Origin of the sequence: Spirillospora sp. CA-108201 (genome assembly GCF_050936235.1) — a bacterium.
GTDB lineage: Bacteria > Actinomycetota > Actinomycetes > Streptosporangiales > Streptosporangiaceae > Spirillospora.
In genome coordinates this window covers 4,427,379-4,443,075 of sequence record NZ_JBNJNE010000001.1, presented here as the reverse complement: position 1 = coordinate 4,443,075, position 15,697 = coordinate 4,427,379, and the positions used below count along the sequence as shown (strand labels likewise).

The following is a 15,697-nucleotide window of genomic DNA, read 5'->3' as shown; positions in this document are numbered from 1 at the left end:
ACCTGCGGTGGCCGATCTCGGCTACCGTCGGGAGCGGGAAACCTTCCGGTCCCCGCGCCGGTTTCCGCACGTGACCGGCGGCGGAACAGGGACGCAACATTAAGATCAACACACTGAACGACAAGGATGTCGCGGTGCACGTACACGACTCGCTCGTCGAACTGATGGGCAACACCCCGCTCGTCCGACTGCGCAAGGTGACCGCCGGCGTGGGCGGCGGCCGCGGGCCGCAGGTGTTCGCCAAGGTGGAGTACTTCAACCCCGGGGGGTCGGTGAAGGACCGCATCGCGGTCCGCATGATCGACGCCGCCGAGAAGTCCGGCGCGCTGCGCCCCGGCGGGACGATCGTCGAGCCGACGTCCGGCAACACCGGGGTCGGGCTCGCCATCGTCGCGCAGGAGCGCGGCTACCGCTGCGTCTTCGTCTGCCCCGACAAGGTCGGCAAGGACAAGATCGACGTGCTGCGCGCCTACGGCGCCGAGGTCGTCGTCTGCCCGACCGCGGTGAACCCCGAGCACCCCGACTCCTACTACTCGGTGTCGGACCGCCTCGTCACCGAGATCCCGGACGCGTGGAAGCCGGACCAGTACACCAACCCGCAGAACCCCCGGTCGCACTACGAGACGACGGGGCCGGAGCTGTGGGAGCAGACGGAGGGCCGCATCACGCACTTCGTCGCGGGCATCGGCACCGGCGGCACGATCAGCGGCGTCGGCCGGTACCTCAAGGAGGCCTCCGGCGGGCGGGTCCGGATCGTCGGGGCCGACCCGGAGGGCTCGGTCTACTCCGGCGGCAGCGGCCGCCCCTACCTCACCGAGGGCGTCGGCGAGGACATCTGGCCCGAGACCTACGACCGCGACATCTGCGACGAGGTCATCGCGGTGTCCGACAAGGACTCCTTCACCATGACCCGCCGCCTCGCCCGCGAGGAGGCGCTGCTCGTGGGCGGGTCCTGCGGGATGGCCGTCGTCGCCGCGCTGCGCGTGGCCGAGCGCGCCGACCCGGACGCGGTGATCGTGGTGCTGCTGCCCGACGGCGGCCGGGGCTACCTCGGAAAGATCTTCAACGACAGCTGGATGGCGGACTACGGCTTCCTCACCCCCTCCACCGAGGAGGCGCGGGTCGGTGAGGTGCTCACCCGCAAGGGCGGCACGCTGCCGGAGTTCGTCCACGTCCACCCGCACGAGACCGTGCAGACCGCGATCGCCATCATGCGCGAGTACGAGGTGTCGCAGCTGCCGGTGATGAAGGAGGAGCCGCCGGTCATGGCGGCCGAGGTGGTCGGCTCGGTCGGGGAGACCGACCTGCTCGACATCATGGTGAAGGGCCAGGCCAAGATGACCGAGCCGGTCGAGGCGCACATGGCGGCGCCGCTGCCGACGCTCGGCTCCGGCGAGCCGGTCAGCAAGGCCGTCGGCGTCCTGGAGAAGTCCGGCGCCGCCGTCGTGCTCGTGGACGGCAAGCCCAAGGGCCTCATCACCCGGCAGGACCTGCTGGCCTTCCTGTCCGACGCCACCGGCTGACCCGGGGCGGGAGACGCGCGGAGAACGGACGAGCGCCTGGAGATCGATGATCTCCAGGCGCTCGTCCGTTCAGGTGTCGGGTTGCGGGGCCCGGCCGGTGGGCGGCGTTATGGGCCGGCCCCCGCAACCCGACGTCTCGGGGGCGCCGCGGCTAGCCGCGGTGCCCGGACGGGGCGAAGTCCTCCCGCGTGTCGTTCGGCCGGAGCTGCTTCTTCGGCTCGTCGCCGTGGCCCGGCCACCAGGCCTTGTGGCCCAGCATCGCGGTGAGGCCCGGCACCAGGAAGGTGGACATCACGAAGGCCGACAGCGCGATGCCGATCGCCACCGAGAAGCCCATCTGCTGGAGCATCGACACCGGCGCGAGCATCATCACCGAGAACGTGCCGGCCAGGATGAGGCCCGCCGCGGCGACCGTCGGGCCGCCGTGCTGGACGGCCAGGGCCGCCGCCTGCTTCGGCTCGTGGCCCTCCTTGGCCTCCTCGCGCAGCCGCGCCGTCATCAGGATGTTGTAGTCGGTCCCGATGGCCAGCACGAACAGGTAGAGGACGATCGGCAGCTGGAAGGTGACGCCCGCCTCGCCCATCGCGCCCTGGAAGACGTACACGGCGGAGCCGAGCGTCGCGGCGAAGCCGAGCAGGACGGCCACCACCAGGTACAGCGGCGCGACCACCGACCTCAGCAGCAGCGCCAGGATCAGCGCGATCAGCACCGCGGCGACCGGAAGGATCACCGACAGGTCGCGGTTGTTGACCGTGTTGATGTCGGAGAAGATCGCCGTCGGTCCGCCGACGTAGGCGCGGGTGCCCTCCGGCGCCGCCTGGTGCACGGCGGGCGCCAGGTCGTCCTTGACCAGGCTGATCGCCTTGTTGGACGCGGGGTTGACCTTCAGCACCAGGTCGACCCGGGCCACGGTCTTGTCGGAGCCGGGGACCGGCTCCTGGACCTTGCCGACGCCGGGCGCGCCCTCGGCGGCCTTGCTGAACGCCTGGAGCTGCTGCTGGGTGACCGGCTGCCCGTTCTGGCTCTTGATGAAGACCTGGACCGGGGTGGTCAGGCCGGGCGGGAAGCCCTTCTCCATGTCCTTGGTCGCCTGGGCGGACTCGGTGTCCTGCGGGAAGCCGGCCGCGAAGTCGTAGTCGGCCTTGAACCCGAGGGTGCCGAGCGCCAGCACGACCAGGACGAGCCCGGACGCCGCGGCGGCGACCGCCGGGCGCTTGCCGACGCCGCGGCCGATGGCCGTGGAGAACCGGCTCTTCGGCTGCTTCTTCCACGCCTTGGACGGCCAGAAGACGGCGGTGCCGAGCAGCGAGACGAGCGCGGGGAACAGCGTCAGCGAGGTGATGCCCATGACGACGACGGCGATGGCCAGGGACGGGCCCCAGGCGCTGAAGACGCCGAACGTCGCGAGCAGCAGGACCAGGAACGTCACGGCGATGGCGGCGGCGGCCGAGGAGATGACCTCGCCGACCCGCTCCACCGCGGTGATCATCGCGGTCTTCTTGTCGTCGCCGGCCCGCAGCCGCTCGCGGAACCGGAACATCAGGAACAGGTAGTAGTCGGCGCCGATGCCGAAGAGCACGATCAGGATGATGGTGCTGAGGCTGTCGTCGCCGGAGAACCCGAAGATCTTCGAGGCGGTGCCGATCAGGCCCATCGCGACCTGCATGGTCACGGTGATGACGACGATCGGCAGGATCGCCGCCAGCGGGGCCCGGAAGATCAGCAGGATCAGGCCGATGATCAGCACGAAGGTGGCGATGCCGACGATCTCGAAGGACTGGTTGAAGGAGTCCTCGTTGTCGACGAAGCCGGCGACGTCACCGCCGACCTTGGCCTCCATCCCGCTGCCCTTCAGCAGGGTCGGCAGGTCCTTGCGGATCTGCTTGACCGCGTCGCCCTGCTTCTCGCTGTCGGCCATCGAGGTGCCCTTCATCGGCACCATGATCACCTGGACGGCCTTGTTGGGCGCCACGGCCTGCGGGCCGGTCGCGAAGCCGAGGACCGTCGGCGGCTTCTTGGCGTTGAGGGACTTGGCCGCCTCGTTCACCTTGGCGGTGTCCTGCGCCGTCAGCGCCTGGCCGTCGGAGCGCTTCACCACGATCAGCGAGGAGGTGTCCTCCTGCTGGGGGAAGGCCTTCTCGGCGATCTGGAGCGCCTGCACCGACTCGTACTTCGAGGGCAGGAAGTCGCCCTGGTCGGACTCGGTGGTGAGCTTGGGGGAGAGGGCGATGATGAGCACCGCGGCCACGAGCCAGGCCACGATCGTCCACCACGGGTGTCTCACGACGAAGCGCGCGAGCCGAGCGAACATGGGGGCTTCCTTAATTCACAGTCGTAGGGATACCCGTAAAACAGTAGAGACCGGACACCGCGCAGGGGTCACCCGCAGCGCCGAAATACGGGGTGATACCTCCGGGGGAGCCTCTCCTCCTCTAGGAGGGGCGAGGGGCGGATAGCCTCGTACCCATGGACAACGAGGTTCACCGGGGGTTCGAGACCCTGGCCATCCACGCCGGGCAGGAGCCCGACCCCGCCACCGGCGCGGTCGTCCCGCCGATCTACCAGGTCTCGACGTACAAGCAGGACGGCATCGGGGGGCTGCGCGGCGGCTACGAGTACTCCCGGTCGGCCAATCCGACGCGTACCGCGCTGGAGGTATGCCTCGCCGAGACGGAGGGCGGCGCGCGCGGGCTGGCGTTCGCCTCCGGGCTCGCCGCCGAGGACGCGCTGCTGCGCACGGTCTGCAGGCCCGGTTCCCACGTGATCGTCCCGAACGACGCCTACGGCGGGACGTACCGGTTGTTCGCGAAGGTCGCCCAGCCGTGGGGCGTCGAGTTCGACCCGGTGCCGCTCGGCGACATCGCCGCGGTGCGGGCGGCGGTGCAACCCGAAACGAAGATCATCTGGGTGGAGACGCCCACCAACCCGCTGCTCGGCATCGCCGACATCGCGGCGCTGGCCGCCGTCGCCCGGGACGCGGGGGCGCTGCTGGTCGTCGACAACACCTTCGCCTCGCCCTACCTCCAGCGGCCGCTGGAACTCGGCGCGGACGTCGTCGTCCACTCCACCACCAAGTACATCGGCGGGCACTCCGACGTGGTCGGGGGCGCGCTGGTCGCCGCCGACGCCGGTCTCGGGGAGCGGCTGGCGTTCCACCAGAACGCGATGGGCGCCGTCGCGGGCCCGTTCGACGCCTGGCTCACCCTGCGCGGGATCAAGACGCTCGGCGTGCGGATGGACCGGCACTGCGCGAACGCGGAGCGGGTCGTGGACCTGCTGACCCGGCACCCGTCCGTCCGGCAGGTCCTCTACCCGGGGCTGCCCGACCACCCGGGCCACGAGGTCGCCGCCAAGCAGATGAAGGCGTTCGGCGGCATGGTCTCGTTCCGGATGGAGTCGGAGGAGGCCGCCGTCCGGGTGTGCGAGCGGACGAAGCTGTTCACGCTCGGCGAGTCGCTCGGCGGCGTGGAGTCGCTGATCGAGCACCCGGGGCGGATGACGCACGCCTCGGCGGCCGGATCGCCGCTGGAGGTGCCTGCCGACCTGGTGCGGCTGTCGGTCGGCATCGAGGACGCCGCCGACCTGCTCCACGATCTGGAGCAGGCGCTCGGCTGAGAATCGCAACACCATTCCCCACCGAACTTGATCAAAACATCTATACTCGGCGCGCCAGGTTCGTGAAGAAAGGGCCCGGGGTGCGCAAAGTACTGGTCTGTGGGGCGGCGTTCGCCGCGACGTGTGTCTCCGCCGTGACCGTTCCCGTGGGAGCCCACGCGAACGAGCCGGCGCCGACGCCGACGCCGAGCGTGTCCGTCCCGTCCGTCCCGACCGAGTCGCCGGAGGGGACCCCCTCCGGCGCGCCGGAGACCGGGACGCCCGGCACCGGGTCGCCGTCGGCGCCGCCCACGGCGCCGGCGGAGGGCGGCCCGGCCGGCGCGGACGGGGAGCCGGACGGCACCGTCACCGCGCAGGCGGTCATGGTGACGCCGCAGCTCCCGCGGTTCCGCACCTACGCCTACGGCAGGCTGCCCGCCCAGAAGATCGACGCCTACTGGCGCAAGCCGGGGCCGCGCGCCACGCCGCGCCCGGCCGTGCTGCTCCTGCACGGCGGCTACTGGCTGGAGGGCGACAAGGGCGGCGGCTGGAAGTACTTCGCCCGCCGGCTGACCGACGAGGGCTTCGTCGTCCTGTCGGCCAACTACCGGCTCGCGCCCAAGGCGCAGTGGCCCGCCCAGCGCGACGACGCCCTGGCGGCCCTCGACTTCGTCAAGAAGCACGCCAAGGTGTGGAGCGTCGACCCGAACCGCATCGCGGTCATGGGCTCGTCGGCGGGCGGGCACCTCGCGACGCAGCTCGGCACGCTCAAGACGGGCACCCGCCAGGTCCGCGGCGTGGTCGCCCTGTCGCCGCCGAACAACCCCTTCCTGGCCTTCCAGGACGGCGCGAAGCCGGACGCCACGTTCACCGAGCGCAAGCTGCGGCGGGCCGTGGTCGACCTCGTCCACTGCGTGCCCGGTGTGACCGCCGTCCCCGACTGCTGGACGAAGCTGGACGACGCCAGCACCGTCACGCACGTCTCCGCGGACGACGCCCCGATGCTGCTGATGCACGCCACCGGCGACTTCGTCCCGGTCACCCAGAGCACCGGGCTGGCGAGCGCGCTGCGCGCCGCCGGCGTCCCGGCGACGGTCAAGACCGTCGAGGGCGACATGCACGCCTCGGACATGCTGGGCGACGAGGGCGTCTACCCGACGATCCTGGCCTGGCTCAAGAAGCGCCTGAACGGCGGCGCGTAATGGCGGTGCTCTCCTCCTTCGGGCCTGGCGGCTTTCCATCGTCGAGCACCGCGGGCGATCGCTGGCATCGCTCCGGCTCGCCTGGCGGCTCGCTTCGCGATCAGGGTCTCGCTGCGCTCGAACCTGCCTTCGGACGCGATCGCGACCATTGAGGTCGTCGCGTGGTTGCGGTGAGTGGCGGGGGCGCGCGGGCTAAGGTCGGCTCATGTCGACTTCGGACCGCATCCTGCTCCTTCTCCACATCGGGTTCGCGATCTTCACGCTGGGGCCGCTGACCGCCGCCACGATGTCCACGCCCCGCTACATCCGCAAGCGCGACGTGGTGGTGGTGCGCTATCTCCACCGGACCACCCAGATCTACGGGATCGGGACGCTGGGGATCTTCCTGATCGGGCTCGGCCTGGCCAAGGGCGATCTCGCCGAGGTGTGGCTGACGGTGTCGATGACGCTGTTCGTCGTCGCGCTGGTGCTGCTGCTGATCGTCGAGCGCGACCAGCGCAAGGCGGTGCACCTGCTGGAGGTCGCGGCGGCCGAGGCGGCGCCCGCGGCGGTCCCGGTCCGTCCCGCCGCGGCCAAGGAGGCGGAGGAGCCCGGGGAGGCCGAGGGCGGCGCGACGGAGGCCGAGGCCCCCGCCGCCGCGGGACCGGCGGCCGGCACCGGCGAGGTCGCCCAGGTGGAGCGGGGGCGGCTGGCCGCCATGTCCGGCGTCGTCGCGCTGATCTGGCTGGTGATCCTCGCCCTGATGGTCTGGAACGGCTGAGCCGGCCAGAATGCCTTAAGCACGCCTCACTCGGAGGTAGTCGCTGACGACGTACTCGCCGAGTCGGTCGGCGTCGGGGGCGAAGACGCGGCCGCCGTTGCGTCGCGCGACCTCCTCCACGAACGACACGAGGCGGCGGTCCTCGGCGAGCATGAAGAAGTTCATGCAGGCGCCGCGCCGGGTCATCTTGTCGACCTCGGCGAGGGTGAGCACGAGCGTGTCGGTGGACGGCGGGTAGTCGAACAGGGAGCGGCCGTCGGGCCGCAGGTGCGCGGTGGGTTCGCCGTCGGTGACGACGAGGACGATCGGCTCGAAGTCGGGGTGGCGGTCCAGGTGCCGTCCGGCGATCATCAGGGCGTGGTGCAGGTTGGTGCCCTGCACCATGTCCCAGTCGAGGCCGGCCATCTCCGTCGGGTGCAGCACCCGCGCGTAGTTGGAGAACCCGATGATCTGGATCGCGTCCTGCGGGAACTTGCTGGTCACGAGCGTGTGCAGGGCCAGCGTGGTCTGCTTGGCGGCCGCCCACGTCCCGCGCAGCACCATCGAGTAGGACAGGTCGACGAGCAGGCAGACGGCGGCGCCGGTGCGGCGCTCGGTCTCGTGCACCTCGAAGTCGTCCACGCCGAGCCGTACGCCGTCCGGGCGCCGCGCGCCGTCGCCGCCGGCCGTCACGGCGCCGGACGCGGTCGCGGGCTCGGTGACCGCCGCCTCCGCGGGCGCGGGGACGAGGCCCGCGCGTTCGGTGCTCCCGCGCTCCATGGCGCTGCGCCGGATCGCGTTGCTCACCGTCCGGACCACGTCGAGCGGCTGCTCGTCGCCGAACCGCCATTCGCGGCTGGAGCCGGTGAGCTCGCCCGCCTGGCCCGCGTCCCGCTGGTCGTGGTCGCCCTGCCGCCCGGACGTCAGCTGGGCGAACACCCGGCGCAGCGCGGTCTCGCCGAGCCGCCGCACCGCCTTCGGCGTCAGCTCCAGCCGGCCGCGCCGGCGCCGCAGGTAGCCCTGCCGCTCCAGTTCGGCCTCGATGCGGCGCAGCTCGGCGAGGTCGTCGACGGCCTGCCGGCCGAGGGCGCGCCGGACGGCCTCCTCGTCGATGTCGTCGAGCCGCGCGCCCGGGTAGTCCTGCCCGAGCGCGGCCTCCAGCTCGCTGAGGTCGGCGAGCTCCGCCAGGGCGGTCGTGGCGTCGCCCATGCCGAGCGGGTCGTCGCCGGTCATCTGCTCGGGCTGCCCCCAGCCGAGGTCGGGGCGGCGGGTCCGCAGCGCGTCGCCGAGCCGGGTCATCTCCATGGCGAGGCCCGCGTCCTGCATGGCCTGGTCCATGAGCCCGGCCAGCTCGGCGCGCTGCTCGGGGCTGAGCGAGGCGAGGAGCCGGTCCATCGCGGCGGCGCGGCGGGCCAGCGCGTCGACCAGCTCGTCGAGGTTCTGCGGGTCGTCGGGGAACATGTCCCCGTATTCGCCCATGAACCGGTCGAAGTCCTCCTGGGTGTGCTCGCCGCGCGCGTCCCGCTCCAGCATCGCGTTGAGCTCGGCCATCATGTCCTTGACCCGCTGCATGGCGGCCGGGTCCTGGTTCTCCAGGGCCTGCTTCATCCCCTGGAACTGCGCGTCGAGGACCTCGCGGCGCAGCAGGTCCTTCAGCTGCTCGAAGGTGCGGCGGGCGGCGTCGGAGCGCCACGCGTAGTCCGACAGCCGCCGGATCGCCTGCGAGGTGTCGGCGGGCAGCGTGTCCAGCTCCGCCTCGCGCAGCCGCGCGTCGTCGCTCGGATCGGGGAACAGCTCGGCCCGCTCCTGCCCGATCGCGGTGTCCAGCAGCGCGCGGGCCTGCTCCAGCGTCCCGTCGAGGCGGCCCCGGTCGCGCAGGGCGCGGCGCCGCTCCCGGACCTGGCGGAGCATGTCGTCGAGCCCCCGGCGGCCCTGGGCGCCGGGCAGACCGCGCCGCAGCAGCTCGCGGAGCGCGTCGCTCGGGCGGGTGCCGTCCAGCACCGCGTCGCCCACGGCGTCCAGCGCGTCGCGGACGTCGTAGGGCGGCGCGAGCGGGTCGGGCCCGTCCTCGTAGGCGCCGTAGCGGTATCGGCTCATCGGATCCCCTCGCGCGTGGAGGCTTCGGGACGTGGCGTCACGTCCGGTACGTCGCCGTCCCGTCGGACCGTCCCTCGGCGACGTCCTTGGAGAGCCGCCGGCTGAGGAACAGCCCCTCCAGGGCGAACTCGATCGCGGCCGCGGCCTGCCCGGGGGACTCCCCGCTCATGCCGAGCCTTTCCATGATCTTGGCGAGGCCGGGCACCTGGCCGGTGCGGCGCAGCAGCTCGCGCGCCGGCACCAGCTCGCCCGACTCGACGCTGTCCCCGGAGTCGAACTTGTCGAGCAGGCCGGTGAGGTCGGCGCCGCCCAGCGTCCGGCGGTAGGTCTCGGCGACCGCGCGGCGCAGCAGGTGCTCCAGCACCTCCTGCTCGCGGCCCTCCTCGCTGACCTCGAACTCGACCTTGCCCATCAGGGACGGCACGACGGCCGGCAGGTCGCAGACCCGCGCGACGGCGTGCCCCTCCCCGGTGAGCGCCGCGCGGCGCACCGCGCCCGCCGCGACGGTCTCGGCGCCCGCGAGCGCGAACCGCGCCGACACGCCCGACCGCGCGTCCACCGACGTCGACTCGCGCACGAGCCGGGTGAACCGCCCGATCACCTCGACCAGGTGGTCGGGCACCTCGGCGGGCAGGCCCGCGAGGTCGGCGAAGTCGGTCTCCTGGCGGATCAGCGCGAGCTCGGCGTCCAGTTCGAGCGGGTAGTGGGTGCGGATCTCGGCGCCGAAGCGGTCCTTCAGCGGGGTGATGATCCGGCCCCGGTTGGTGTAGTCCTCGGGGTTGGCGGACGCGACGAGCAGCACGTCCAGCGGCAGCCGCAGCGCGTAGCCGCGGATCTGGACGTCGCGCTCCTCCAGCACGTTCAGCAGCGCCACCTGGATCCGCTCGGCGAGGTCGGGCAGCTCGTTGATGGAGAAGATCCCGCGGTTGGTGCGCGGGACGAGGCCGAAGTGCACGGTCTCCGGGTCGCCGAGCGTGCGGCCCTCCGCCACCTTGATCGGGTCGACGTCGCCGATGAGGTCGCCGACGCTGGTGTCGGGCGTGGCGAGCTTCTCCCCGTAGCGGTCGTCGCGGTGCCTCCACTCGACCGGCAGCTCGTCGCCCAGCTCGCCGGCGAGGCGGCGGCACCGCACGCAGACCGGCGCGTACGGGTGGTCGTTGATCTCGCAGCCCGCCACCACGGGCGTCCACTCGTCCAGCAGCCCGACCAGGGTGCGGATCAGCCGCGTCTTGCCCTGCCCGCGCTCGCCCAGCAGCACCAGGTCGTGCCCGGCCAGCAGGGCGCGCTCCAGATGGGGCAGGACGGTCTCGTCGAACCCGAGGATGCCGGGGAAGCGCGGCGCGCCGGATCTCAGCCGGTCGAGCAGGTTGCGCCGGATCTCGGCCTTGACGGGAAGCCGCGCGTGGCCGCCGGCGCGCAGGGCGCCCAGCGTCGATTCACGGGGTGCGGATTCGCCGGAGATGGACTCGGGTGGTGTGGAGGAACGCACGCGACCGACATTACGTCGCCGGTCCGCGCGATCGCACCCCCGCCGGGGATTCGTCCGTCCCGTCCGGTCCCGCCGGCGTTTGGGTGGAACGGTCGCGGAGGGGGAGACTGGAGGTGTGAAGCGACCCGGCGAACGGAGTGAGGGAGGCGGCGCCGATGGCGCGATTCGGTGATGGCCTGGCCCTCGGACCCGATCTGTCCAGCGCCGCGGCGACGGCGGTCGAGCAGGCGCTCGCGCCGCTCAGCGCGGCGCCCGACCTGGTGTGCGTGTTCGTCACCGGCGACGACCCGGACCAGATCGAGGAGGCCGCGCAGGCGGCGCAGCAGGCGGCCGGGCCCGCGCTGCTGCTGGGGTGCAGCGCGTCGGGTGTGATCGGGGCCGGGCGCGGCGTGGAGGAGCGGGGCGCGGTGAGCGCGTGGGCGGCGGTGCTGCCCGGCGCGCGGCTCGACGCGTTCCGGCTGGAGACGCTGAAGGGCGACGACCGGCTCATCGTGGTGGGCATGCCGGAGGGCCAGGAGGACGACGTCGTCGGCGTGCTGCTGGCCGACCCGTACAGCTTCCCGGTGGACGCGTTCGTGGAGCGCTCGGACGAGGCGCTGCCGGGTCTGCCGCTGGTCGGCGGGCTGGCCGAGGGCAGCGGGCTCGGCGAGACGGGGCACGGCGAGGCGCGGCTGTTCGTCGGCGGCGAGGTGTACCGGGACGGCGCGGTCGGCGTGGTGATCGGCGGGTCCGTCGCCGCCGCCACGGTGGTCAGCCAGGGCGCCCGCCCGATCGGCCCGGACATGGTCGTGACGAGGGCCGAGGAGAACGTGCTGTACGAGCTGGCGGGGGTGCCGGCGCTGGAGAAGCTGGAGCAGATCGTCATCGGGCTTCCGGAGGAGGAGCAGGAGCTCGCCGGGCGCGGGCTGCTGATCGGCGTCGCGATGGACGAGTACGCCGACGAGCACGAGCACGGCGACTTCCTCGTCCGCGGCGTCGTGGGCGCCGACACCGACACCGGCGCGATCGCGATCGGCGACGTGGTGGACGTGGGGCGCACCGTCCGGTTCCAGGTCCGGGACGCGGGCGCCGCCGAGGAGGACCTCTCCGCCCTGCTGGAGCGGTTCGACCTCGCGCCGGTCGAGGGCGCGCTGCTGATCTCCTGCAACGGCCGCGGGCAGGCGATGTTCCCCGACTCCGACCACGACGCCAAGGTGCTGGACCGGGCCTTCGGCCCCGCCGGGGTGGGCGGCTTCTTCGCGGCGGGGGAGATCGGCCCGGTCGCGGGACGCAACCACGTGCACGGCTTCACCGCCTCGATCCTCGCGTTCGGCCGGAGCGAGGAGGGCGTTTGAGCGCCGTTCTCGCGGTGGACATCGGCGGGACGAAGCTCGCCGCCGCGCTGGTCGAGCCCGACGGCCGCGTCACCGCCCACGATCGGGCCCCCACCCCGAACGCGCCGGGCGTGGACGGCGAGGAGCTGTGGCGGGCGCTGGAGGCGCTGCTCGCCAAGCTCGCCGCCGAGGCCGGGGAGCCGCCCCTCGCGGGCGTCGGGGTCGGCTGCGGAGGGCCGATGACCTGGCCCGCGGCCGAGGTGTCCCCGCTGAACATCCCGGCGTGGCGGGGCTTCCCGCTGCGCGAGCGGCTGCGGGCCCGGTACCCGGGCCTGCCCGTCCGCATCCACAACGACGCGGTGTGCGTCGCGATCGGCGAGCACTGGCTCGGCGCGGGGCGCGGGCACGACAACGTCCTCGGCATGGTGGTGTCCACGGGCGTCGGCGGCGGGCTCATGCTCGGCGGGCGGCTGGTGAACGGCGCCAGCGGCAACGCCGGGCACATCGGGCACGTCATCGTCGAGCCCGGCGGGCCGCCCTGCGGGTGCGGGGGGCGCGGCTGCCTGGAGGCGGTCGCGCGCGGCCCGGGCCTCGTCGCATGGGCGCGGGGGCAGGGCTGGCGGCCCGGGAGCGCGGACGCCACGGGCGTGGAGCTGACCGAGGACGCGCGCCGCGGGGACCCGGTGGCGGGCGCGGCGATGCGCCGGGCGGGCCGCGCCCTCGGCATCGCGATCGCGTCCGCGACGCACCTGTGCGATCTGGAGGTCGCGGCGATCGGCGGCGGGCTGTCGCAGGCGGGGCCGCTGCTGTTCGGCCCGCTGGAGGAGGCGTTCGGCGAGCACGCGCGGATGGAGTTCGCGCGGCGGCTGCGGATCGTCCCGGCCGAGCTCGGGCAGACCGCGGGCCTGGTCGGCGCCGCCGCCCTGGTCTACGCCCAGGATCGTTACTGGAGTGCCGGATAAGCCCGACATGGAAGGATGGCCGAATGAGTGACGCTGGTCCGGCCTCCGTCGGTGTCGACGACGTCCGCGCCGCCCGGGAGCTGCTGGGCGCGGTGGCCGTGCCGACGCCGCTGATCCCCTCCCGGGTGCTGTCGGAGCAGATCGGCGGGCCCGTCCTGCTGAAGTGCGAGAACCTCCAGCGCACCGGCTCCTTCAAGATCCGGGGCGCGTACGTGCGGATCGCGCGGCTGAGCGAGCGGGAGCGGGCGGGCGGCGTGGTCGCGGCGAGCGCGGGCAACCACGCGCAGGGCGTCGCGCTCGCCGCCTCGATGCTCGGCTGCAAGGCCACCGTGTTCATGCCGGTCGGCGCCCCGCTGCCGAAGATCGCCGCGACCCGCGGCTACGGCGCCGAGGTCGTCTTCCCGGGGCCGACCGTCGACGACTGCCTCGTCGCCGCGCAGGAGTACGCGGACGAGTGCGGCGCGGTGCTCATCCACCCGTTCGACCACCCCGACGTCGTCGCGGGGCAGGCCACGATCGGCCTGGAGGTCATGGAGCAGTGCCCGCGGGCCCGGACGATCGTGTCGCCGGTGGGCGGCGGCGGGCTGCTGGCCGGGGTCGCGGCGGCGGTGAAGGGCCTGGCGAAGGAGACCGGCGGCGGGGACGTCAAGCTCGTCGGCGCGCAGGCCAAGCGGGCCGCGGCTTTCCCGCCCTCGCTCGCGGCGGGCCGGCCGACGCAGATCGGGATCGAGCGCACGATGGCGGACGGCATCGCGGTGGGCCGCCCCGGCGAGCTGACCTACGCCATGTTCACCGAGCTGGTCGACGCCGTGGTCACCGTGACCGAGGAGTCGATCTCCCAGGCCCTGCTGCTCTGCCTCGAACGCGCCAAGCAGGTCGTCGAGCCCGCGGGGGCGGCGGGCGTCGCGGCGCTGCTGGAGCACGCCTACGCCGTCGAGCCGCCCGTCGTGGTGCTGCTGTCGGGCGGCAACATCGACCCGCTGCTGCTGTCGAAGGTGCTGCGGCACGGCCTCGCGGGCGCGGGGCGGTACCTGGTGGTGCGCTGCCGCCTGAAGGACCGCCCGGGCGCGCTGGTGACCCTGCTGAGCGAGCTGGCCGAGATGGGCGTCAACGTCCTGGACGTCATGCACGAGCGCATGGCGGCCCGCCTCCACGTCGAGGAGGCCGAGGTGCTCATGCACCTGGAGACCCGCGGAGCCGACCACTCCGAGGACGTGATCGGCCGTCTCCGCGAGAAGGGCTACACCCTCACGCTGAGCTAGTCGTGCGCGGCGGCTCGGCGTGAGGGTGCGGCGGGCAGGCGCTACAGGGAGGGCTTGCCCTCGGAGTAGAGCCAGGCCTTCGCCCAGGCGTCCAGGTCCTTGCGGGACAGGCGCTCGGCGAAGCGGACGAAGTCCTTCGTGGAGGCGTTCCCGTACCGGTGGGCCGCCGGCCAGGCCTTCAGCAGCCGGGAGAAGTCCCGCTCACCGATCTTCGTGCGCAGCACGTGGACGGCCATCGCGCCGCGGTCGTAGACGAGCCCGTCGAAGATGTGGTCGCGGCCCGGGTCGGCGACCTTCCCCGTCCACAGGCCGTCGCTCGCGGGCGTCGCGTAGGTCTCGTCGAACTGCTTCTGGACGGACGTGCCGCCGTGCGCCGCCGCGTACAGCCACTCGGAGTACGACGCGAAGCCCTCGTTCAGCCAGATGTCGGCCCACCTCGCCGGGGACACCGAGTCGCCGAACCACTGGTGCCCCAGCTCGTGCGCGAGCAGGCCGGTGCTCGGAATGCTCCCCGGACGGCGCCCGAGGTCGTACACCGGGCGGCCCTGCGTCTCCAGGGCGTAGCCGACGCCGGCCTTCACGACGATCCCGCCCGTCGAGGCGAACGGGTAGCGGCCGTAGAGCCGGTTCTGGAAGTCGGTGACCTCGGCGGTCTGGTCGTGGAACCTCTTCGCGTCCTCCGGCTTGATGGCCATGGCCCGGTCGGTGGCGGTCAGGTTGGGGATGCCCGCCTTCGTCCGTCCGGTGGCCACGTCGTACCGGCCGATCGCGATCATGGCGAGCTCGCTGGCCATCGGGTTGCGGACGTCCCAGCGCGTGGTCGTCCAGCCGCCGCTGGTCCGGCTGCCGCGCCGGTCGCCGTTGGCGAGCGCGGTGAGGCCGCTCGGGGCCGTCAGCGTGTAGGTGTAGGTCGCCTTGTCCGTCGGGTGGTCGTTCACCGGGTAGACGGTGGCCGCGCCGAAGGGCTGGTTGAGCATCACCGCGCCGTCGGGCGTCGGCACCCAGCCGGACACGCCCAGCGCGTCGTCGTCGACCGTCTGCGGGACCCCGGAGTACGCCACGGTCACGGTGAAGGCGCGGCGGTTCCGGATCCCCTCGCGCGGGGTGATGACCAGCTCCTGCGCGCCCGTCCGCGTGTAGGACGCGGCGCGGCCGTCGACCTGCAGCGAGGAGATCTTCAGCGGGCCGAGGAAGTCCAGGTCGAACCGGGACAGGTTCTGCGTCGCCCGCGCCGTCACGCGGGTCACCGCCTGGATCCCCTTGGTCGCGGGGTCGTACTTCAGGCCGATGTCGTAGTGGGCGACGTCGTAGCCGCCGTTGCCCATGTCGGGGAAGTAGGGGTCGCCCGCGCCGGGCGCCCCGGGGGTGAACCGCTCGGCGGCGCCGGCGGGCGCCGCGGTCACCGCGAGGCTCGCCGCGACGCCCAGCGTCACGGCGGCCAGCGCTCTGGGGGTTCTGCTCATCGACCTCGTCCTCGGTAGCCTCGGTGGACCGTCCTGACCGCGCTCAAGACTTT

General features: G+C 73.0%; 11 protein-coding genes. 7 read left to right on the top strand and 4 right to left on the bottom strand.

What is annotated here, in order from left to right:
* Positions 1 to 134: 134 nt before the first annotated feature.
* The gene (locus ACQEU6_RS21500; RefSeq protein WP_499334354.1) at positions 135 to 1,523 is read left to right on the top strand and encodes a cystathionine beta-synthase; all 1,389 of its coding nucleotides are present in this window, start codon (positions 135 to 137) and stop codon (positions 1,521 to 1,523) included.
* Between the two features lie 151 nt (positions 1,524 to 1,674).
* On the opposite strand, the gene ACQEU6_RS21495 is transcribed toward ACQEU6_RS21500, so the two are convergent.
* The gene (locus ACQEU6_RS21495) at positions 1,675 to 3,834 is read right to left on the bottom strand and encodes an MMPL family transporter (protein WP_499334352.1); all 2,160 of its coding nucleotides are present in this window, start codon (positions 3,832 to 3,834) and stop codon (positions 1,675 to 1,677) included.
* Between the two features lie 155 nt (positions 3,835 to 3,989).
* On the opposite strand from ACQEU6_RS21495, the gene ACQEU6_RS21490 reads away from it, so the two are divergent.
* From ACQEU6_RS21490 to ACQEU6_RS21480, 3 genes are all read left to right on the top strand, one after another.
* Positions 3,990 to 5,138, top strand: a complete 1,149-nt coding sequence (locus ACQEU6_RS21490) for a cystathionine gamma-synthase (RefSeq protein WP_499334350.1) — start codon at positions 3,990 to 3,992, stop codon at positions 5,136 to 5,138.
* A 134-nt stretch (positions 5,139 to 5,272) separates the two neighbouring features.
* Positions 5,273 to 6,319, top strand: a complete 1,047-nt coding sequence (locus tag ACQEU6_RS21485) for an alpha/beta hydrolase (protein WP_499334348.1) — start codon at positions 5,273 to 5,275, stop codon at positions 6,317 to 6,319.
* 205 nt (positions 6,320 to 6,524) lie between these two features.
* Complete coding sequence (locus tag ACQEU6_RS21480; RefSeq protein ID WP_499334346.1) at positions 6,525 to 7,079, top strand: hypothetical protein; 555 nt, start codon at positions 6,525 to 6,527, stop codon at positions 7,077 to 7,079.
* Positions 7,080 to 7,094: 15 nt separating this feature from the next.
* On the opposite strand, the gene ACQEU6_RS21475 is transcribed toward ACQEU6_RS21480, so the two are convergent.
* Entirely contained in the window at positions 7,095 to 9,155 is a 2,061-nt protein-coding gene (locus ACQEU6_RS21475) for a vWA domain-containing protein (RefSeq protein ID WP_499334345.1), read from the bottom strand.
* A 37-nt stretch (positions 9,156 to 9,192) separates the two neighbouring features.
* The gene (locus ACQEU6_RS21470; protein WP_499334343.1) at positions 9,193 to 10,644 is read right to left on the bottom strand and encodes a sigma 54-interacting transcriptional regulator; all 1,452 of its coding nucleotides are present in this window, start codon (positions 10,642 to 10,644) and stop codon (positions 9,193 to 9,195) included.
* 155 nt (positions 10,645 to 10,799) lie between these two features.
* Here ACQEU6_RS21470 and ACQEU6_RS21465 point away from each other — a divergent pair, with 155 nt between their 5' ends.
* Genes ACQEU6_RS21465 through ilvA form a run of 3 tightly spaced genes read left to right on the top strand, consistent with a single transcriptional unit; the run spans position 10,800 to position 14,181 of the window.
* A complete protein-coding gene (locus ACQEU6_RS21465; protein ID WP_499334341.1) occupies positions 10,800 to 11,978 on the top strand; it encodes an FIST signal transduction protein in 1,179 nt (392 codons plus the stop codon).
* On the top strand, positions 11,975 to 12,919 hold the full coding sequence (locus tag ACQEU6_RS21460; RefSeq protein WP_499334340.1) for an ROK family protein: 945 nt from the start codon (positions 11,975 to 11,977) through the stop codon (positions 12,917 to 12,919). The genes ACQEU6_RS21465 and ACQEU6_RS21460 overlap by 4 nt, the downstream gene beginning before the upstream one ends.
* Positions 12,920 to 12,942: 23 nt before the next feature.
* A complete protein-coding gene (gene ilvA, locus ACQEU6_RS21455) occupies positions 12,943 to 14,181 on the top strand; it encodes a threonine ammonia-lyase (RefSeq protein ID WP_499334338.1) in 1,239 nt (412 codons plus the stop codon).
* A 41-nt stretch (positions 14,182 to 14,222) separates the two neighbouring features.
* On the opposite strand, the gene ACQEU6_RS21450 is transcribed toward ilvA, so the two are convergent.
* On the bottom strand, positions 14,223 to 15,644 hold the full coding sequence (locus ACQEU6_RS21450) for a M1 family metallopeptidase (protein ID WP_499334337.1): 1,422 nt from the start codon (positions 15,642 to 15,644) through the stop codon (positions 14,223 to 14,225).
* Positions 15,645 to 15,697: the final 53 nt, after the last annotated feature.